Source organism: Pseudolactococcus yaeyamensis (assembly GCF_054658615.1).
The window spans coordinates 23184-43250 of sequence record NZ_BAAGGP010000015.1 but is presented as its reverse complement, the minus strand read 5'-3'; the positions used below and the strand labels follow the sequence as shown (position 1 = coordinate 43250).

Below are 20067 nucleotides of genomic sequence, written 5' to 3'. Positions count from 1 at the left end.
CAAAATCCGTGAGTCCATTCCAGAACTATTATCTCTGAGAAACGGCTCAGTAGTCAAGTGAAAATTAATATCAATTAGGTAAAAATCGTAGTGGTTAATCACTACTAGAATATATTATACGAGGAGGATTTATGAGTAACATATCTTTTGAAAAAATTTGGGAAGATGAAGAAATGTTTGAAATAGAAATCTTAGTTAAAAATGAATATATTTCAGCAAAAAAAACTTGCTATCTTCAACAAGATTCTTTAATAGAATTTTCCAATTTTACTTCAGATTTTGTTTCCAATTCAGCAGAGGAAAAGAAAATAAAGTGGGGAATATCTTTGGAAAACGGTAATACTGAGTGTGAATTTAGTATTTTACCAATGAATAAACAAGGACATATCTTTATTAATATATCAATGGTTCAAGTTGAAGGACAGTATTATAATACAACTTCATTGTATATAGAAACAGAGATAGGATTATTGGAAAGTTTTGGAAAAAATATATTCTCACATTTAGAAAAAGTTGGAAATAAAATATGTCTAAATTTAGAACAGTAAAGACTTGAAAATTGTCGAGTAAATATTGCAAGGTTTACGTAATGCTTTATAATATGGAGATAAAGTGCCTTATAATAAATCAACAAATGAATTTTCCGTCGTTTCCCTCGATGGTAATATAAGAACTTACTTTAAACCTGATCCTAGCCATTCAAGAGTGGCAAAACAATGCGGACAACCAACTCTTAGAAATCACAAGTGATAAGGGCGCAACTTACGAGTATGACGCCAACGGTCATGTCAGTCAAAAACGTAGCAGTTTAGGCGAAGTCACGATTTATCAGTATGATGTCGAAGGTCGTTTAATCCAAGAAAGTTCAACTTGGGGCAAACAAACCTACTACACCTATGATGCCTTGGGCAATCGCATTTCTAAAGGCACGGCAAATGAGTACGACCGTAAACTCAAAACAGACATGATGTCGTGGATGAAAGCAACAGACAGAGAAGCCCAACTCCGTCTTGAAGAAAGTGATATCACACTTTCGGATATTTTGACGAAACTCGTCAAGATGCCAGAGTTTCTAGCGCGGTGCTTACCTATCAAAGACCGCACATGGCGTATTGATCATGATGTGAATCGTCGAAAAGTCACAGAAGAAAAACTGAAAAAAGCAGTGGATACGACTGTGATGATTGACACGATTGAGTATCTGAATGACTATACGCAAACCTATGTCAGCCCACTGCAAGAGCAGTACACCAACTATGATAAGAAAGTCAAGACGACAACAAGGGCATGGCGATAGGTAATGACCTTGACACTTATCATCAAGATGGTTTGAAGAGCAATATCACGCAAATTTCTAAAGAAAATGGTAGACTATATTCAAGTAACCTTTACAAGGAATTTGGTTCAAGTGAGCGCCGAATCAACGACCAAGCAGGTTACAGAAGTCAGTACCATGATAATAGCGCAGATATTCATCTGAGAGCCAGAGAATACAACACCAATACTGGGCGATTCTTACAACAAGATACTGTTTTAGGTAGCCTTAACAATCCAACCACGCAGAATAAATACATCTATGGTAATAACAATCCATTCATGTATCGTGATGATGCGGGACGTTTTGGTTGGAATGACATTGTTAATGGTGTTAAGAAGGCAGTAAAAGCAGTTGCAAAAGCGGTTGATAGATATATTGTTAAACCCGTTGTCAAAGCTGTACAATCAGGGGCAAATTGGGTTAATAAGAATATTGTTCAGCCAGTTGTCAACTTCTTTACTGGAGGCGGTTCATCTTCTTCATCTGGTGGAAGAGGCGGAGGTGGGCAACCTTTCGGTGGTTGGACACCACAACCTAATCCTCTAGGCAACAATTCCTTATACGGACAAACCTCACAGAATGCGGTAATCAATGGTCAGGTATTTGATTTAAATAACCCTCTTCAGTTTGCTCAATACATGGCAAATGTGACCGCACAAGAGACACGTAAAAAAGGCGAAATACGTATCCAGAAACAGTGTGATGAAGCAGATAAACTTAAATCAGAAACTGAACGTGAAAGAGCAAACTTAGAGAGAGCCTTTGGCAAGCCTGATAAGAATGGTCGTTATCGTATCAGCGATGGAGCTGGTCATGAGACTTGGATGAGTTTGGAAGAGGCTCGCAATGCCACAAATAGAGAATTTACGACTACTGATAAAATTCTTTTAACTCTTTTAGGAGTAGCAGGTCTGGCATTCCTTACAGGAGGTACTTCTTTACCTGTAACTATACCAACATTAGGTTGGACGATAACAGGAGGAGGCACAGCAAGTTTTGGTGTTGTTGGTGCGACGACTATCAATGTTTCACTAGACGCTGTTTTAGCAGGTACGATTGGTATTGCGGCGGCTAAGGGAAGTGGAGACTCTGGAAGTAACAATTCAAACCTTTCGACTAATGGTATAAATGAGCAAATTAAGAAAGGTAAAACCCCTAATGGTGTAGAGCGGGCAGACAAAGGTTTTGGAGATGTTGAAGATGTTGAAGATGTTGAAGATGCTCAAGACCATTTGCATTTTGATGATTCAAGATGGACTTTAAATCGAGATGGTTCATGGGGACATAATGGTAGTGGTACTCCTCCAAAATTGACTAATGCTATAAAAAAATGGCTAAAAGAAATCGGTTGGGGGGTTCCTGAGTGATGAGAGAAAGCATTTTAAATCTACAGCATAGTATCATTAACCAATTTTTAGATGACTGGATTTTAGAAAAAGATAAAATTTATCATGAACATATTGATTATTTTGCTAATCAAAAACTTTTCACTTATGAAGAGTGTTTAAAATTTTTAAATGTTGTTTGTGAAATGTTGAATAGCAAAGGGATTAGAGATATTCAAATTGTTTTAAAAATTAATTGTGGCAGTTCAAAACGAGTTCAAAATTGGGAGAATAGTTTTTGGCAACTTGTTGATTATTCCTTGACGCCACCTGAGCTATTTTTAGGTCAAAAAGTTGATGTTTCTGGATATTTACTTTTAAATAATTGGAAAGAAAAACAAAAAAAAGTTAAAAACTATATTTCTTTTGATTATGATCAAGAAGAAGAGCGATACTTTCGCTATTTAGTGATTGTTAAGGAGGTGTGATATTGAAATCGGATGAAGAACATACTCAGTTTGAACTTGAACTAGATAGGAATGGTATTCATGATGAAAAAATAACTGAGCTCTTAAATAGAAAAGTTATTTTTTTGAAAGATGTTATTGAAGTCATGAATATTGTCTCACTAGAATTAAAACATAAAATGTTTCTTAAGTGCGATATAATTTTAGGTAATTTATCAAACGATAAAAGTGTTTTATCACTTGATACAGTTAGTGTTGAACAAGACTGGGATAATCCGTATTTAAAAATTAGTAAATATATTGTCTGGCACGAACGACAGAATGAAAAAATACTGACAACATCTTTTTTAAGAGAAGGACTGATTCTAGTGTATTGTGAGAAATCGAATAATGATTTTTACATTTCAATTATGTCAAAAGAAGTTTATTTTAGAAACAGAATAAGCGATGCTGTGAGCCAAATTCTATTTGATATTTCTGTTGGAGATTTTGACCTGATACAGTCAATAAATCAGAATGGTGAGAAATTCACGAAACAGGTTGTAGATTTTTTACTAGAACATAATTATGTTTTTGCAATAGAGAAAGAAGAGGCACATGGTATAGAAACAATAGTGATGCAAGAAAAAATATCTTTTGAAAAAATGGAAAATCAAAGTATTGAATTTTCGAGTAAAGGGAGAGTATTTTATTTTGATAATCGGTTATCTGTTCAATTGACTAGATTTCTATTCTAGCAAGATATAAGGAAACAAAAAATGTTTTAGCATATAAATTTTTATTATATCAATAATGAAGAAAAGGTCATGGACAGTATAAATATACTTTCCATGACCTTTTCACAGCCAATGGCAAAACGGAAACCTTTATCTATCGTCTTGACGGTCAATTATGAAGACGAAAACGGAAACATTTGGTCGGAAGATGAAGGCTCAGCACATGGTGGTAGTAAATGGAAAAAGTATAAAAATAAAAGAGATTTTGAAAATGATAAAAGAGAGGGGACATATGATGAAAATAGAAAAAGACTTAGAGATTAAACTTTCTGATGGAATAATTCCAGAATTAATCAAGGTAGATTTTCAATCTTTAGACTTTGGTGATGAATTATATAGTTTGTATGCTAACACATCTGACTATGATGAAATGTTAGATATAGCACGTGAAAAGTATCAAGTATTTACTTTAGATGTTTTTAAAGAAACTATGGAATCTGATGATGCTAGATTAGATTTATTGTCAAATGAGTATTTTAGATTAAGCCAAGAAGATAAATATTTAAAATTTATTGAAAAGGTTTTTGAAGCTAATGACAGAAAAGCTTATGTGGACTTTGGTAATATAACTAATAAGCAAAAGCTACTAGAATTTATGATGAAGAAAAGTAGCCAATTAGATAAAATTGACACATTTATTCTACTTAGTCAAATAAATATTGTAAATAGTGCCGAAAATTCGGTATACGCTATTGAAGATTTAAATATCCTAAAATTATTTTTAAAAGGATTTCTTAGAGAAATTTTGTGGAATAGTATATATTTTTCAAAATTTCCATTAATTCTTAAGTCTGGCTATGATTTAAGTCTTCCGATAATATTTGAAAATAAAAAAAATAGAGATTTCTATGGACAAATGGCCCATGATTATGAGCTCTATTTTAGGTAAAGTTTTTGAAATGTTGACAAAGATATTGGAATGAGATTATGAAAATTAAAATTATTCAATATTTTAAAACTGATGAAAATTTTAAATAGAGTGTATCAAGTATTAAGTAGAGGAATAAAAATTAAGCAGACAGAAATAAAAAATCTGTCTGTTTTTTGATATATTCATTTATTAGATGTGGATGATTTGGAATCATAACATTTTTAATTAATTTAGGATGTAGGAGTTATCTTAGATGATGCAGAAGAAGCAGACTACCTTTTAGATGGTGAAATCTATCCTGATTGGAAAGAGATAAAAAGTATCCATTCTGGATGCTTTTTTAGGTATAATATAAAGTAAGGAGACAAACATGATTTCAAAAAACATCAGAAGTATCAGACAGACACACGATTTAACTTTACCAGAATTTGCGGATATAATCGGTGTTTCTCGAAATAGTCTTATTAGATATGAGAATGGGTCATCTGAGGGACCATTAAAAGTAGTTGTTGCTATTTCAAAGAAATTTAACGAACCTTACTCAAAGATTATTGGAAAAGAAAAGATGAAAAGTTCGTTTGAAAACCATGAAATGGCATTAAAAATTGAAGTTGTTAAAGAAGTGGGTGTAGCCGTATTAGCAGATCTCTTACGCTACTTGAAAGAGCAGAACATTGATTATAAAGACCAAACCAATCCACTTGCAAATATGGCGATTGATTTATCTATTAAGCTCATTAGTGAGATTTACCAGGTTAATACCATCGCAGAGCTTGAACGAGTCCAAGGATTTGTGGAAGGCATTCAACGAATGCTTGAAATGACAAACGTACAGGTAGTTTAATGATAGAGAATTTTTATACAAAAAAATCAAAATAAAAAAACAGCACAATATGATACTGAGCTGTTTTCTTATATCAAAGATTCATCGTAAACAACAGGTTGCGAACATTTGCGATAGACATGAAAAATTGGCCCTCTTCAAGTCCAGTCAATAAACTTAATTCGCCTTCAGTCATTGAACCAGATAGAGCAGAAGTAAGTAAGGGAATATCTGTTTCAGGAACTTGATTAAATAATCGATACTGCATTAACCCGAAGATTTTTTTGACTGCAACCACATAGGGGTCTTTACCTGTATCAGCGCCTGAATTGAAAAGAATTCCTTGTAAGCTTCTTACGGATAAAATAAGTCCAGCATCATTGCTTGACATATTTTCCAAAAGAGTTCCCAAGTACTGAGCACCGATTGGGCAGTGTGGATCAAGAATATTTTGTCCAGCTCCAATATTTAAAAGATATTGTTCGGGAATAAAATGCTTTATTTCTTTTGCAAGCTGTTTGTTTCGTTTACTATTATTGATAATGTCAGCACCGATAAGACTCAATACTGAGTAAAGTTGCGCATTGAAGATATCAGGTTCGCTGCTTAATCCTGAAAAATCAAATGATACAACCTTTTCCTTTGAAATATCTTGGAATAATGTTACACCATCAAAAATTTCAGGGTGAGACTGGGCCAAACCTTCAAATGAAGTTTTGAACCGTTGAATACTTACCAAGACAAGATGATTGGTATTTTTAGTTGAAGTTGCTTTACGTTCGTAGGTATAGATATAATTGATAAAGTCTGATAGTACAGGACATTCTTCGGAATTTACCTTAGTAATTCGTAACTCATCCAAATGAAGGTTAGGATTACGATACCACAAACCTTTTGAGATATAAAAATCTGTTAGAATGGTGCTAAATACTGTCAAGTCATCACCAGTAACCGAATCATTGATTGCTTGTAAAAGATTTTTCATTTTAGTTACGTGCATAGCAAAAGAACGACGTTCATCAGCAACTTCACCAGTGCTATTCGTCGCATTTGGAAAGACTTGGAACGGGTTGATTCTATTTTCTTCCCCTGATAAACTAAGTACAATGCCACCTAAGTTTTTGGTTCGTTCAATAGAAGTACCGTCCATGTCAATTTCTCTGATAAAATTACCACGGGCAAAATTATTTTCAATGAGTGCATTGATAACAATTTCTTGTCCCATTTTAGGTTTACCAACTGAGATTAAAAATGGAATTGTCCTTTTTTTATCCCCATGAAACAAATCAAAGTTGATTGCCCCATTGGTGTTAGTAAAGCCATAATAGTCACCATGAGGATCAGAGAGAGAGGTATGATTGTAAAAATAACCAGCAGCTAAGGTATCCAACTTGACTTTTGTAGCTTTTCGACCGTTTGGCATCAATTTATGAAGTGAAGGTGGCACAAAAGGAGTTGAATATTCATAATCAAGTTCACCAAGATGAATAGCGAACTTGAATTTGTTTGTTGTATCAATAATTTCGGAAATTCTTTCCGTTAATTCTTTTTCAGTCTTGGCTGAGACAATGATCTTGGTGTAAAAGCCAGCCATTTGTGTATTACCTGAATCCAACTCTGAAGCTAGGGTTTGTAAATCACTGATTTCTTCAATTTCTCTCTGATTATCAAGTAATTTAGCATTATTAGTGATTCGAGTTTGTTTTTCACCGATATCATGATTGAGCTGCTTACGAGTTTCCCTAGAATCTTCTGTTTTAACTGGCATCAAAGAACGTGTACCGTTGATTAACATCAATTCTTGAAGCCATAATTCTGATAAATCTCTTGAGGGATATTGGTAGACATTCAATATAGAATGATAGCCTTTTCCTGTTTGAAAAAATGAGTCACTTATTTTAAAGTTGATATTGCCATGTGGCTGCACTCTTTCAATAAAATCAAGATCATAGCCTTGCTTTGTAAATTTCTTTTCTTCATTGAGTCCTAGTATCATTTATTATCTCCAATATTATTATAATCATCGATTATTTTTTCTTTTAGATCCATTGAAATTTCAGAGACATCAAAATATTTATTGCTGTAACGAATTGCTTTCTTTGTGACATCTAAAACCTCTTCAGTATCTTTACCATAAACAAACATGAAAAACTCAGTGTTGTAAATTTCATTTGCGACGGCTTCCTGAATCTCAATTTGCTCTTCATTAATCTGTTTTTGTTTTAGAAGTGTCATGCGCTCCTTGTCACTGATTTTTTGAGCTAACTTATGATTAATAATATTTAACAGATACTTCTTATAGGCGATTTGTTCTCTCGTATCCGTTGGAAGTTTTGTGGTGTAGGAGCAAAAATCATATCGAAATTGCGACAGCCACTTTTGGTAGTGTTGAATGAGTGATTCAAGTTCTTTTTCTGCAAGTGAATCAACATCTTGACCATTTATCCTAAGTATATTGATATAGCCGTATTCATGAGCCAATTCAAAAACACCAAATTCTACAAGGGCCGTTTGATAGGCATAAAATTTACGGAAGATTTCTTGAATTTTTTTGATCTTTTTGAGATTTTTTTTATTTCAGGACTTGCAGCTGTTTTCTTTTGCTTGGTTTTCTTAACCGTTTTTCTTGCCTTTTTATTTATTGCCATGTTCTATCCTATCCAATAATTTTATCTTGTTCAATCGAAAAATACATTGCTGTTTTTCGAGTTAGTGTAATCCAGAATATCTTCCACATTTTTGAATCTCCATTGATTGGAAGAACCGCAAAAATTGCTAAAAGGATGGTTAATATGAGCCAGATTATCATCTGAATAAATTGCGTTGGCGGGAAAAAACTAATCATTTGTACAGCTAATAAAAATGCACCCAATACAATAAGGCCGTCAAAAATGCTAACACCCCAAAATTTAATTTTCTCACCTATTCCACGATGAATACCATAATTTTTGTTCAAACTAGTTACCTCATTTTTTTCTTGATTTTATTTTCCCAAAAAAGAACTGTAGTAGAAAAAAAGGAACAAAAAAATCACGATTATTCGTGACTTGATTGCTATGTTAGGTAGGTTAGTGTACGAATTGATAAAGTAGATATAAAATCCAAATAATTAATAAGATACTCCCACATCCGATTATGTAGGTCCAAAAGAAGTAGAGAATAAGAAGTATGATGATCACAAAGAAAAGTATTGCTGCAATTGATTTAGCTAATCCTATCAAACTACCACCAATGGCTACAATTATTAAGAAAATGATAGCACCAAATACGACAATACCTGTTAATATACTTCCTATTTTTTCCATTTGAACTCCTTAAAATTAAAAGTCGATGCTACCTTCTGTATAATCTATCTTTTTATCATCGAATACTTTATTAGCATCAGAACTTTTTAGTGATAATAATTCTTCATAAAAAGCAACTGGTTCATCAAATTCAGAAGAGATAACAAAACCTTCACCAAAATCAGGAGTATCTGCTTCATAAAGAATTTCCATCTGAACAAAATCAATCTTAATAATTCGTGCAGGAATTTGAATAGTCGGAGAGTCTTTTTCATTACTAATAATTTCGTCAGCTTTAATGATACCAGTTAGTATATAATCAACAGTTGTTCCAGTGATTTTTGCAATATCTTCAAGTCTCTTCTTATTTGGTAGGCTTAACCCTTTTTCCCAATTAAAAACGTTCCCTTTTGGAGCTGGTTCAGAAAGTAAACTACCAAATTTTTCTAAGGTGAGATTTTTGGATTTTCTGAGTTTTCGAATTCTGTTTCCAACCTCAACAGTATCAACTCCTCTTCTTATAGCCATTCTCATACTCCTTTCAGTCTTATTAGTAAGTTAAGTATATCAGAAATAGAAGGAGAAGTCCACAAAAAATATTTACTTTTAGGGCGTTAAAAAAGACAGATTTGTGAACTCTGTCTTTTTTCAATTTTACTCGTCATCCTTGAATTCTTTACCTTGAATATGTGATCTTGATGATGTGATTTTAGCTAAACTTTGTTGTAGATTTTGATTGCCTCTCATAAAGTGTGATTGATTTCTAGCAGTATTTTCAGCTATTTTTGCCCGACTAGCTTTAGTCCTTTCTTTTCTAGTAATAACTCTTGCTTCTTTAGGTGAGATACCGCCAGTACTATTTTTAGAAGGTGTGCTAGGCGTAATGCCACCACCTTCTGAACTTTCGGAAACAGGTGTACTACTAGAAATTGGAGAATCTGTTGAATCAATGTCAGAATCAGCTATTGATGGCTCAGGGGATAAAGCAGGACTACTAGAACGATTTATTCCACCAGTAGGTTTGCTATTAGGAGAACTCGAGTTAAAGACACTAGGACGTTGGATAGGTTTAGGTGCCTCGTGTTTACCTTTCCCATCTTGCTCATGGGCTCCTTTATAAGCTTGAACAGGTTTAGGTTGTTCAGCCAATTTTTGCTTAGTAGAGTCTTTTGCTGCTGAGAAAGCATTTTTACCTTCTTGGCCAATAGCGGCATTAGCAACCCCTTTAGCAGCTTTTGCACCAATGACATTAGCAAGTGGACGATTTTGATCCATTGACTCTTCAGCTATGTCTTTAGCGACATCAACTCCTTTAGCAACAGTTTGTCCCATTCCTGAATTAATTGCTGCGTTAGCAACAGCACCAGTCATACCGCTTTCTGAGACAGCATCTTTGACGTTGGAAGCAATACCTGCAGTTTTACCAGCAATACCTCCAACCCCTCTTTGAGCAGTTTTAGCTCCATTTGCAGCAGCACTTTTTGCTTTCTTAATACCTTGACTAATATCATGTGGTGCGTTCATTACACTTCTAGCCCCATTTGCAAGAGTATGAGGGAGGTTTTTACCACTATTTATCATCCCTCTAGCACCACTTGTAATAGCAGCAGCACCCAACAAATTGCCCATGAGATTTTGTGTAGAATCTTGGTGGCCAGTCGAAACACCTAGCCATGCATCAAGTTTTGTTAAGCCTTGCATTGTCACTTTAAGTACAGCAAGATAAACTATAATTGCTGCAATAGCACTTTGAAGACCATTCATTCCAGAGAAGAAGCCAACTGCTTCACCCGAGGCGAGAGTTTTACCAGCTAATCTTGGGAGATCTCGCATAATTTCCAATGAAATCCGTAAGATGACAACTTCAAATATGATACCACCAAAACCACTTGCGAATCCTGACAAAATTTCTTTAATACCTTTTGTTGAGGCAACACTCATATATCCTCTCACAGGTGTGATAATACTAGTTTGTACATCATTGAGAACAAGACAAATATCAGCACACAGTATTGAACAATAATTGGTAAGAGATTGTATTTATATCTAGGATATATTTCCTCAATATTGTTTAAGCCGCCAGCTACTTTGTGTGTTGTAATGGTTGAAATACCTGTTCCATTTGCATTAAGTTGATGGAGGAATAAGCCTTTATAACCTTTTGTCTCATCCTCAAAGTCATCAAGTAAATCTATGTCTGTAACACCAAAACTTGCACCAAAGTTAGTCTTATTGACATTGTTGGTAGAGATAGTATTCATATCTGTCGATGGTACCGCAGCTGTCAATAAACCATCAGTGGTCGTAGGATATTTATTGTTGTCAAAATTTGAGTCTATGAGTTTTTTAACATCAACCACATTATCATGAATTGGCATAATAGCCATATTATCCAGAGAAGCAGCTCCCCCAGCTGAATAAGACTTTACACCATAGGTAATATCACGTACCGTTCCAGCAACTTTTGTGATTGATGCTGGAAGAACAGCCACAACGAAGGTTACCATAATAAAGTTGGCCAAGACCGTTTTATACTTTGGTTTTGCGGTGATTGTGTTATAGATAGCATAGGCTACAAGTAACATGATAAACATTGCGATTCCGACTTTTTGAAAACCTTTGTAGAAAGAGCCTATTATGGTATTGTCATTACCGAAGTAGTCAAAGAAACCAAATAGTCGAAACATATTATCGTAGATAGTTTCAAGACCTGCGGTAATATTATAAAATAGCTTCATCAATCCGCCCGCTGCAATTCCAGTCACTTTTGCCCATATTGCATTAGTTGGCGTTAAATAGCTAGACCACTGGTTGTAAAATGAAGCCAAGATGCCTTGTTTGTCATGCACTTTACCACTAAAGTCAGTATCACCACTTTGTTGCGTTTGATAAGCAGTGAACATATCATTAAAAGATGCCCATTTGGTGTTTGGATCAACTGCAGCAAGAGCAGTAGGAACAATTATTGTTGTAAAAATAAGTAAAGTAGCAGTGAGGATGATTAATTTTCGATGTCGCTTCAGGAATTCAGAAATCAGAAAGCAAGCATTGTAAGTTTTTGATAGCATTCTATTGATTAATCCTTTCCCCTGATGGTTAATTTTTTCTTTATTACCTTGTTCATTTTTTACCTCAATTTCTGTTTTTGATACCCTATTTTCCCAATAATCAAAAGAAGTATAAAAAAAGGAACAAAAAAATCACGATTACTCGTGATCAAAATTAATATTTTATCGACTATGCTCATCTTCCTCGTCTTCATGACGCCTTTTTTTACTATTAGAGCGAGCTTTTAGCATCATGGCACGACGTTCAGCAGCATTACTATTATTTAAAAATTTTGATAACCCATTGACGAATTGAGTACCACTATGAGAAACGAATGTAGACTTTGCGGATACATCAGAGTACATTTCTAAATCTGGATAATTATCAAATTTTTCGCTGTTTGAACTATTCTTTCGTATTGTAAAAGTTGAAAGTGGGTCGTTTTGGCTCAAATTTCCAGTATGCTTAAAATCTCTAAGAGACTTTAATTCACGAAATAATTTAGCATTTTCACCTCTTAATTCTGTTTTATTATTTTTTTGTATCGCTGAATTATTTGTCGCAATTTTTTGTTTAACCTGTAAAATTTGAATATCTGTTGTCAAAGCAGTTAAATAGTCGTTTTTTGTCTTACCAAAAATATTAAACAAACTTTCGTCCTTAACCTTATCTGCAAGAGTCAGTTCAGTTTGTAATTTTTGAATATGCTTATCTCTAATTTTTTCCATAGGGATTTGTTCAACATCAATAATTTCGTCAACTAGTTGATTTCTAGTTTTTACATCGTTTGTTGTTAATCTCCGTTTAGGACGGCGACGTAATTCAAGAAGTTGTAGTTCTGACCTAATATCATCCTTTTTCAGTTCAACAAATCCTATATCTGTTTCAATTGGTATAACTTTATCTAACTTGAGAAATTCAGCAACCCGTTCACGTGATTTTTCTTTCAAAACCGCTTGCTTCAGCATATATTTTGCAATACCGAGTTCGAAATTTTGGTCTAATTTTCTTTCGGATATTGTAGTTTTGGTTAAACTTTCGACAATACCAGATAATTCACTTGAAGACATATCTTTTAAATCCATAAATGAAAGTTTATCACTTGTGCTAGGTGGGGTGTTTTTCAAGTATTTCAGAACTTTATTGCCAAGTTCTTCTCTAAACACATTTTCACGTTGAACCAAGAATTTTTCCAGATTATAATTTTCAGTATAGTCATCACGAAATTCTTCTAGGAAGTCTCTGCTTGATTTCAAAAACTTTTCATGTAATTCTCTACCGTCATTCTCAAGAAAATTGTCAATATATTGATTTAGGAACGATTTAGCCGTTTGAAATTCTTTGGCGTTAGATTTAAACCTTAATTTACCATTTTGGGGTAAGTTTTTATAAGCCTGTTGCAAATAGAAAAGTTGTTGATATTGTGCAAGATTAGACGAACCAACAATATCACCAAGCATTTCTTTTTTCACACTTGCGATAACCTGCTCTTTAACAACTCTTTGAGCATTGACTTCAGGATTTTTTAGGAAATTAACAACTTTACTTTTCACTGTCCGAAGTGTAATCTGCGAGAACATTCCTTTGCGTTCTTTATAATTTTCAAACTCCTTAAATGGACGAGTAGAGTTTATCTCGCTAATGCCCAAATGAATATGAATGTTATCAGTATTTAAGTGAATATTCCCCCACCAGAAAGCATCATCAGATAAGCTTTCACGTTTCATGACTGTTGGCATTGTTTTTTGAATGGCATCTTTTAAGATGTATTGATTAAGTTCACCTGTATCTTTATTCAATATACCATTCTTGGTCAGAAAATCATTATCAAAACTAACAACCATTTTCCACATGATATTTTTATTGAGTTGAGCTTGTTGTAGCTTTCCTTTTATCTCAGTAAGATCGTCAGTAGTTGCATGATAATCTGTTTGGGTGAAAAGTGGCGTTACAGTAGCATTTTTTGATTTTAAAGTTGCAGTAGCACGATCGGTATAATTTAAGTAACCGACATAATTTTTGTTACTATATTCAAACTCTTCTTTTAATTCATCTTGAATTCGTTTGTTGTCAAGTTCTACCGCTTCATCTCGATTGGTATAGTTGATATAATCAGCACGAGGCTTTGAAAATTCAAGCATGACAGTAATATTAGGACTCATATCTACCTCCGAATTATATTTTATAGAGATTCGGAATGAAGATAAAAAAACACACAAATATAAAATTACTAATTTCAAAAATTATAAAACATTCAGCATATACATTTCTCATTTTAATTTGGAACTGTAAGTGAAAAAGTATAGAATATATCAGTAATTACAAGCGAATAAGTAAATAAAATATGTTTACTTATTGAGGTAAACCCCGTAAAATGCTATAATTATGGTAGTGATAAAATAAAAAAATTGCGAATTCTGTTCGCATTTTTTTGAAGAAATTGGCTTTTAATTTAATAATTATGAAGATGATTTTTGTGATATATGGTAAAATAATTGAAAATTAAATGGGGTAGGGAATAGAGAGTGCTAAACGAACAAGAGTTAATGCAAGAATACCAGCAGATGCAAATTGATAATATGTTAGAAAGAATCAGGTTGGAGGATGAAAAAAGAGCAGTTGAATTACGAGCAGCGGGGTGGCAATGGATTAAAACTGCTGAAAGAAGTGTCACTTTCACATTTGGAGTCGTCACTTTTGAGCGAAAAGTTTGGCGTAAAGGCAAAGAGTGGTGTTATCCAGTAGATGAGTATCTAGGCTTAACACCTAATATCCGTTATTCCCAAGAGATGATTTATCAAATATCAGAACTTTCGACTGATTTATCTTGTCGTAAAGGATCAAAAACGATTGAAAATTTAAAGAATGTTTTTGTTAATAAAAATGTCGTTTGTCGGGTGAAAAAATATATCCGAAAATTGCACAAAGAAAAGAAAGAGCTTAGTTATTATAAAGATGATGACCTAATAAAAAAAGTTAAAGTTAAAAAGTTGTACCTAGAGGGTGATGGTGTGATGATTAAAACGATAAATGGTGAAGAAGTTGTTAATACTGATTTGGCACATTATCTTATTCATGAGGGTGTAGAAAAAGAATATGGAAAAAAACGAAATAAGGCAGTAGCCAAATACGAAACGATATCAAGAAGCCATGAAGAGGCAAGGGATGAGGCAATAGATTATATTCATAATCATTATGACTTAACACCAGATACTTTGCTTATTACTAATTCTGACATGGGTAGGGGCTACTCAGCAGAGTCATTTGAGGAAATCGCAGCGATGTTTAAGTGTCGTCATGAACACTTCTGGGATGCCTATCATCTCAATATAAAAATTAAAGAGGCCTTCAAAAAAATTCAAGATAAGGATACCTCCTACTGTAAAAAAAATAGATTATTTACGGCGATACAAAATCATGATTTATCAGATACAGAGTTGATATTGGAAACAGCAGAGGGATGTATTTTTAACGATGACGATTTAGAAATTTTTAGTAAGTTTGCCAATAAGCTCATTAGGAATTTTAAGTATACTAAACCAGCGGAGTTAAGGGGATTATCTCGTGAAGGGATAGGTATTATGGAAGCACAGCACGTAAAAATCACAGATAGGATGAAACATCGTGGTATGTATTGGTCACTGGATGGCGCTGAAACAATGGCTAAGATGATTATAGAAAAATCAGCTGGAACTTTACGAGATTTATTTTTTGGCGACTGGCGACAGGAATATGCAAAAATGAAAGCCCTACCAACATCGGCAGCGGCTTACCTCAAAAAAAGTCATATTGCATCAACAGTTAATAAAGGCACAATACGCTCAAAAACCGTGAGTAAGCATTTTAGCTAACCAAAGAGTGATCTAAAACCGAATATTCTAATGACTTTTTCATAATGAAAAGGTTTATTTGTCGTACATTTGGTTCTTGCAAATTATTTTTGCTTATGTTAAGATAGGGGTAACAAAGAAGAACAAATAAAAAAAGACGATCAGTCATACGAACTATCGCCTTGAGAATAATACAGATTGGTACTCTGTTTATTCCATTACAGATATTCTATCAGAATGATGATTGAAAATCAAGTTGGAATGAGCAAATGTGCAAAATCCAACTTTTTCTATTGTCTGATATCTTTAAATTATTGAATAATTGTCTATTCACTAGACGAGGGACACAAACCCAATTTATTAACGATTTGACTAAACTGCTGAATTTTGGTAAAATTTAGTAGTTGTGTTTGGTCTCATAGCTCAGCTGGATAGAGCATTCGCCTTCTAAGCGAACGGTCGCAGGTTCGAATCCTGCTGGGATCATTATAAACTAACAAAAAACTTCTTGGTCTGAGAAGTTTTTTGTTAGTTTGGGTATAAATAGAGCTTATAGCCTTACTAAAGGTTTAAGTATAAGGCGAGCACTGAAATCTATGCTATTATTAGTTTATGAGAAAAGGAGGCGCTATGCAGTATCTACCCTTGGAAAAATCAGAAGTTTTACGCTATCTAGGCTATAGACGCAAACAAGAACTGACATCGAATATCTCAGCGCTAGTAGATGAGATGATTTTGGAAGTTCAGAACGTATCAAATGCGCGTTACCTTTATCAGGCCTATGATTTCACGCTAGATGAGATTAACCACGTCATTCATCTCACTAATACCGATTTAGTTCTCCAATCGAAACAGCTCTATAACCACCTGAAACATGCCAAACAAGTCGTTTTACTTGCCGCCACGCTAGGCATTGAAGTCGAACGGCAGATCAGACGCTACGAGCTATCTGAGATGACAAAAGCCTTTGTGCTAGATGCTGCCTGTGTTGATTACATCGAGAAAATCTGTGATTTAGCAGAAGTTGACATCGATTCTCAGTTTACGGATAGTGTACTGAATCGCAGATTTTCTCCAGGTTATGGCGACTTGTCTCTAGAAGTCCAACCTCAATTTTTAAAAACTTTGAATGCTGATCGACAACTGGGGCTAACCTTGACAGACACCAACTTAATGGTGCCTAGAAAATCTGTCACGGCTATTCTTGGCTTGTTTGAAGATGATAAATTGGCTCGTCCTAGGCGCAAGCCACCTCAAAATCTGACGATGGATATGGTCAGAAATGGTAACTTTAATGTGACGGGTGTCATGTCATGATGACGACAAGACTAACACGACTTGCAATCTTAACCGCACTTGCTTGCGTCCTGCGCCTCACTTTTGGTGCTTTTCCAAATGTCAAATCGATTACAGCCCTGTTTTTTGTTTTAATCTTGGCTTATGATTTAGCTGATGCCATTATCGTCAGTAGTTTAACTATGATGGTGACAGGCTTTTTGATGGGATTCTCGGTGATTATTTTGGGTCAGATGATAAGCTATGTTTTGATTTTGAGTCTTGGAGCGTTTATTTTTAAATGGCTCAAACCGATGATTTTAAGAACACTTGTCGTTTTTCTACTGACGATGTTTTATGGTTTTATTATCTCTATATTTTCAGCTCAGCTATTCGGTAGTCAATTCTGGCCTTTTTGGATCAGTGGCTTGACGTTTGACTTGGCACATGCCGTGTCAACGGCGCTCTTTTTCCCAATATTAGCAACCATTTTCAAAAATATTTTAAAAACATGATACTGAAAGCGATGCAACGCAATCGAAAACTTCTGCAGAAAATTAGAGATTAATGGTCATGCGCTTGCGCAGGTTCACTAATCATCTATTTTCTATAAGCAGTTAGTTTGAAGTTCAAATAAAGGAAGACATGACATGACGATTTTAACGGCTTTAAAAACGCAAATTTTGCTTTTTGATGGGGCAATGGGGACACAGCTTCAAGAGAGAGGTTTGCCGATTGGGGGGATTCCTGAACATTTTAATCTGACGCATCCGGAGGTCGTTGCAGCGATTCATCGGGATTATGTGGCGGCAGGGGCGGATATCATCACGACCAATACGTTTCAGGCTAATACGACGAAAATGTCTGCGAATGAGGTGGCAGAGACGATTTTTGCAGCGGTTGCTCTGGCTAAACAAGCTGAGCCAAAATATGTCGCCTATGACATGGGACCGACAGGCCAACTCCTGCACCCCATGGGTACCTTGTCTTTTGAAGCCGCCTATGAGATGTTTGCAAGCCAAGCCATTATCGCAGAGCAAGCTGGTGCTGATTTGGTTATTATTGAGACGGTAGCAGATTTATTAGAAGCAAAAATCGCAGTTTTAGCTGTGAAAGAAAATACCAAGTTGCCCGTGTTTGTAACCATGACTTATCAGGAAGATGGCCGAACTTTTGTCGGGGTTGACCCCCAAACTGCGACCTTGACGCTACAAAATTTGGGTGTGGATGTTCTGGGGGTTAATTGTTCACTTGGACCAAAGGAACTTGCGCCGATTGTTGCGACGATTTTAGATTATGCGCAGATACCAGTCATGGTTCAGGCCAATGCCGGTTTACCACAAATGGAAAATGGCGAGACGGTTTACAAAATTACACCAGAAACTTATGTCGCTTACACGCAAAAATTATTGGCACAAGGTGTGGCTGTGGTGGGTGGTTGTTGTGGGACAACACCAGAATTTATTCGGCAGTTGCGCTTGCTCATTGATCAAACGGAAAAAGTCTATCCAGAGCCAAAATCAGGTACTTTTATCACCTCAGGACTTAAAACGCTAGAAATTGGTCGGGGACTAAGTTTGATTGGTGAGCGGATAAATCCGACGGGGAAGCCCCGTTTGAAAGAGGCGCTGCGCGAGAACAATATTAGTTATATCATTCAGGAGGCGGTTGCACAGCGTGATGCTGGCGCTGATATTTTAGATGTCAATGTTGGTCTACCTGAAATTGATGAAGCCAAAATGATGGTTAAAACGATTGTCGAGTTACAGTCTTTGCTCGATTTACCTTTACAAATTGATTCGTCAGAAGTGGCAGCGCTTGAAGCCGGTGCGCGTCATTATAATGGCGTTCCCTTGATTAATTCGGTCAATGGTAAACCTGCAAGTCTAGCTAAGATTTTGCCAATCGTGGCTAAATATGGCGGGGTCATTCTAGGCCTATGTCTGGATGATGAAGGTATTCCTGAAACGGCTGAAAAACGTTATCAAATCGCTGAAAAAATCGTCCATGAGGCCGGTAAATATGGGATTACACCAGATCGTGTGATGATTGATCCGCTGGTCTTGACAGCCTCTGCCCAGCAAGAACAAGTGCCAGTCACATTGGATACCATTCGCCTAATCAAAGAACGTTTAGGCTGTAAAACGGTCGTCGGCTTGTCCAATATCTCCTTTGGTTTGCCTAATCGTGACTTGCTCAACGGCACCTTTCTGGCGCAAGCCTTTGGCGCTGGACTTGATGCACCGATTATGAATCCTTTGTCAGAGGCTATGATGCGCGTGGTGCGCTCGCTCAAGGTTTTCACTGGACAGGACACCAACTCGGAAGCTTATATCGCTAACGCGCAAAATACGACGACCGTCGTGACGGTGACCAATGGGAGTGGCAATCAAGCACTGACTGAAGACGCCTTAGATTTGAAAGAGATGATTATCAAAGGCCGAAAGGAGTTGACAGCTGCTGAAACGCAGAAAATGCTTGAAACGCTGACGCCGCTTGAGATTGTCAACACCTATTTTATTCCTGCCTTGGATGTTGTCGGTGCTCAGTTTGAAAAAGGCGAGTTATTTTTACCACAGCTGATGCAATCTGCTGAGGCGACGCAACAAGCACAAGAAGTCTTGAAAGTAGCACTCGCTAAATCAGGTCAAAAATCAGCATCTCTAGGCAAACTTTTACTTGCCACGGTTGAAGGGGATATTCATGATATTGGCAAAAATATCGTGAAGATGATTCTGGAAAACTATGGCTATGATGTCGTTGACCTTGGCAAAGATGTACCGATTGAGACAGTAGTGGAGACAGTTGTTACACAAAATATTAAGCTGGTTGGTTTATCAGCCTTGATGACCACAACGGTTCAAAATATGAAAAAAACGATTACCGCCGTCAAAGCTGTCGCACCAGAAACCGTTTTTATGGTCGGTGGGGCAGTGCTCAATGAAGAATATCGTGAGTTTGTCGGTGCTGACTATTATGCGAAAGATGCCATGGCGAGTGTTGAGATTGCACAGACATTTTTTTAAACAGTAAGGATAAGTATCTCTGAG

Annotated in this window: 21 protein-coding genes and 1 tRNA gene; 13 read left to right on the top strand and 9 right to left on the bottom strand. The window is 35.6% G+C overall.

What is annotated here, in order from left to right; translation table 11 throughout:
* The first annotated feature begins 131 nt into the window (after positions 1 to 131).
* The 8 genes from ACYQ21_RS04795 (at position 132) to ACYQ21_RS04760 (ending at position 5601) form a co-directional block, all read left to right on the top strand.
* Positions 132 to 548, top strand: coding sequence for a hypothetical protein (locus tag ACYQ21_RS04795; RefSeq protein ID WP_460055820.1), 417 nt, complete (start codon positions 132 to 134; stop codon positions 546 to 548).
* A gap of 356 nt (positions 549 to 904) precedes the next feature.
* Positions 905 to 1297, top strand: coding sequence for a hypothetical protein (locus ACYQ21_RS04790; protein WP_460055819.1), 393 nt, complete (start codon positions 905 to 907; stop codon positions 1295 to 1297).
* Positions 1288 to 2685, top strand: coding sequence for an RHS repeat-associated core domain-containing protein (locus ACYQ21_RS04785; RefSeq protein WP_460055817.1), 1398 nt, complete (start codon positions 1288 to 1290; stop codon positions 2683 to 2685). The genes ACYQ21_RS04790 and ACYQ21_RS04785 overlap by 10 nt, the downstream gene beginning before the upstream one ends.
* Entirely contained in the window at positions 2685 to 3131 is a 447-nt protein-coding gene (locus tag ACYQ21_RS04780; RefSeq protein WP_460055814.1) for a hypothetical protein, read from the top strand. The genes ACYQ21_RS04785 and ACYQ21_RS04780 overlap by 1 nt, the downstream gene beginning before the upstream one ends.
* Positions 3132 to 3133: 2 nt before the next feature.
* Positions 3134 to 3847, top strand: a complete 714-nt coding sequence (locus tag ACYQ21_RS04775) for a hypothetical protein (protein ID WP_460055811.1) — start codon at positions 3134 to 3136, stop codon at positions 3845 to 3847.
* Between the two features lie 69 nt (positions 3848 to 3916).
* Positions 3917 to 4150 (top strand): hypothetical protein, encoded by a 234-nt coding sequence (locus tag ACYQ21_RS04770; RefSeq protein ID WP_460055809.1) that lies wholly within the window; start codon positions 3917 to 3919, stop codon positions 4148 to 4150.
* On the top strand, positions 4122 to 4775 hold the full coding sequence (locus tag ACYQ21_RS04765) for a hypothetical protein (protein ID WP_460055808.1): 654 nt from the start codon (positions 4122 to 4124) through the stop codon (positions 4773 to 4775). Before ACYQ21_RS04770 ends, ACYQ21_RS04765 begins: the two co-directional genes overlap by 29 nt.
* A gap of 352 nt (positions 4776 to 5127) precedes the next feature.
* Entirely contained in the window at positions 5128 to 5601 is a 474-nt protein-coding gene (locus tag ACYQ21_RS04760; protein WP_460055806.1) for a helix-turn-helix transcriptional regulator, read from the top strand.
* Between the two features lie 73 nt (positions 5602 to 5674).
* On the opposite strand, the gene ACYQ21_RS04755 is transcribed toward ACYQ21_RS04760, so the two are convergent.
* From ACYQ21_RS04755 to mobL, 9 genes are all read right to left on the bottom strand, one after another.
* On the bottom strand, positions 5675 to 7576 hold the full coding sequence (locus ACYQ21_RS04755) for a virulence factor (protein ID WP_460055804.1): 1902 nt from the start codon (positions 7574 to 7576) through the stop codon (positions 5675 to 5677).
* The gene (locus ACYQ21_RS04750; RefSeq protein ID WP_460055802.1) at positions 7573 to 8061 is read right to left on the bottom strand and encodes a hypothetical protein; all 489 of its coding nucleotides are present in this window, start codon (positions 8059 to 8061) and stop codon (positions 7573 to 7575) included. The genes ACYQ21_RS04755 and ACYQ21_RS04750 overlap by 4 nt, the downstream gene beginning before the upstream one ends.
* A gap of 17 nt (positions 8062 to 8078) precedes the next feature.
* The gene (locus ACYQ21_RS04745; protein WP_460055799.1) at positions 8079 to 8228 is read right to left on the bottom strand and encodes a hypothetical protein; all 150 of its coding nucleotides are present in this window, start codon (positions 8226 to 8228) and stop codon (positions 8079 to 8081) included.
* Positions 8229 to 8236: 8 nt separating this feature from the next.
* Positions 8237 to 8536: a hypothetical protein gene (locus ACYQ21_RS04740; protein ID WP_460055797.1), complete on the bottom strand. Its 300-nt coding sequence runs from the start codon at positions 8534 to 8536 to the stop codon at positions 8237 to 8239.
* 112 nt (positions 8537 to 8648) lie between these two features.
* Positions 8649 to 8885 (bottom strand): hypothetical protein, encoded by a 237-nt coding sequence (locus ACYQ21_RS04735; protein WP_460055795.1) that lies wholly within the window; start codon positions 8883 to 8885, stop codon positions 8649 to 8651.
* Between the two features lie 15 nt (positions 8886 to 8900).
* The gene (locus ACYQ21_RS04730) at positions 8901 to 9392 is read right to left on the bottom strand and encodes a helix-turn-helix domain-containing protein (protein WP_460055792.1); all 492 of its coding nucleotides are present in this window, start codon (positions 9390 to 9392) and stop codon (positions 8901 to 8903) included.
* 126 nt (positions 9393 to 9518) lie between these two features.
* Positions 9519 to 10805: a hypothetical protein gene (locus ACYQ21_RS04725; RefSeq protein WP_460055790.1), complete on the bottom strand. Its 1287-nt coding sequence runs from the start codon at positions 10803 to 10805 to the stop codon at positions 9519 to 9521.
* Between the two features lie 8 nt (positions 10806 to 10813).
* Positions 10814 to 11932: a pLS20_p028 family conjugation system transmembrane protein gene (locus ACYQ21_RS04720; RefSeq protein ID WP_460055788.1), complete on the bottom strand. Its 1119-nt coding sequence runs from the start codon at positions 11930 to 11932 to the stop codon at positions 10814 to 10816.
* 162 nt (positions 11933 to 12094) lie between these two features.
* Positions 12095 to 14074, bottom strand: a complete 1980-nt coding sequence (gene mobL / locus ACYQ21_RS04715; RefSeq protein ID WP_460055786.1) for a relaxase MobL — start codon at positions 14072 to 14074, stop codon at positions 12095 to 12097.
* A gap of 363 nt (positions 14075 to 14437) precedes the next feature.
* Between mobL and ACYQ21_RS04710 the strand changes: the two genes are divergently transcribed.
* From ACYQ21_RS04710 to ACYQ21_RS04690, 5 genes are all read left to right on the top strand, one after another.
* On the top strand, positions 14438 to 15763 hold the full coding sequence (locus ACYQ21_RS04710; protein WP_460055784.1) for an ISLre2 family transposase: 1326 nt from the start codon (positions 14438 to 14440) through the stop codon (positions 15761 to 15763).
* Between the two features lie 391 nt (positions 15764 to 16154).
* Positions 16155 to 16228, top strand: a tRNA-Arg gene (locus ACYQ21_RS04705).
* 144 nt (positions 16229 to 16372) lie between these two features.
* Positions 16373 to 17059, top strand: coding sequence for a methionine synthase (locus ACYQ21_RS04700; RefSeq protein ID WP_460055781.1), 687 nt, complete (start codon positions 16373 to 16375; stop codon positions 17057 to 17059).
* Positions 17056 to 17532, top strand: a complete 477-nt coding sequence (locus tag ACYQ21_RS04695; protein ID WP_460055779.1) for an ECF transporter S component — start codon at positions 17056 to 17058, stop codon at positions 17530 to 17532. Before ACYQ21_RS04700 ends, ACYQ21_RS04695 begins: the two co-directional genes overlap by 4 nt.
* Positions 17533 to 17667: 135 nt before the next feature.
* The gene (locus ACYQ21_RS04690) at positions 17668 to 20043 is read left to right on the top strand and encodes a homocysteine S-methyltransferase family protein (protein WP_460055776.1); all 2376 of its coding nucleotides are present in this window, start codon (positions 17668 to 17670) and stop codon (positions 20041 to 20043) included.
* The last annotated feature ends 24 nt before the right edge of the window (positions 20044 to 20067 follow it).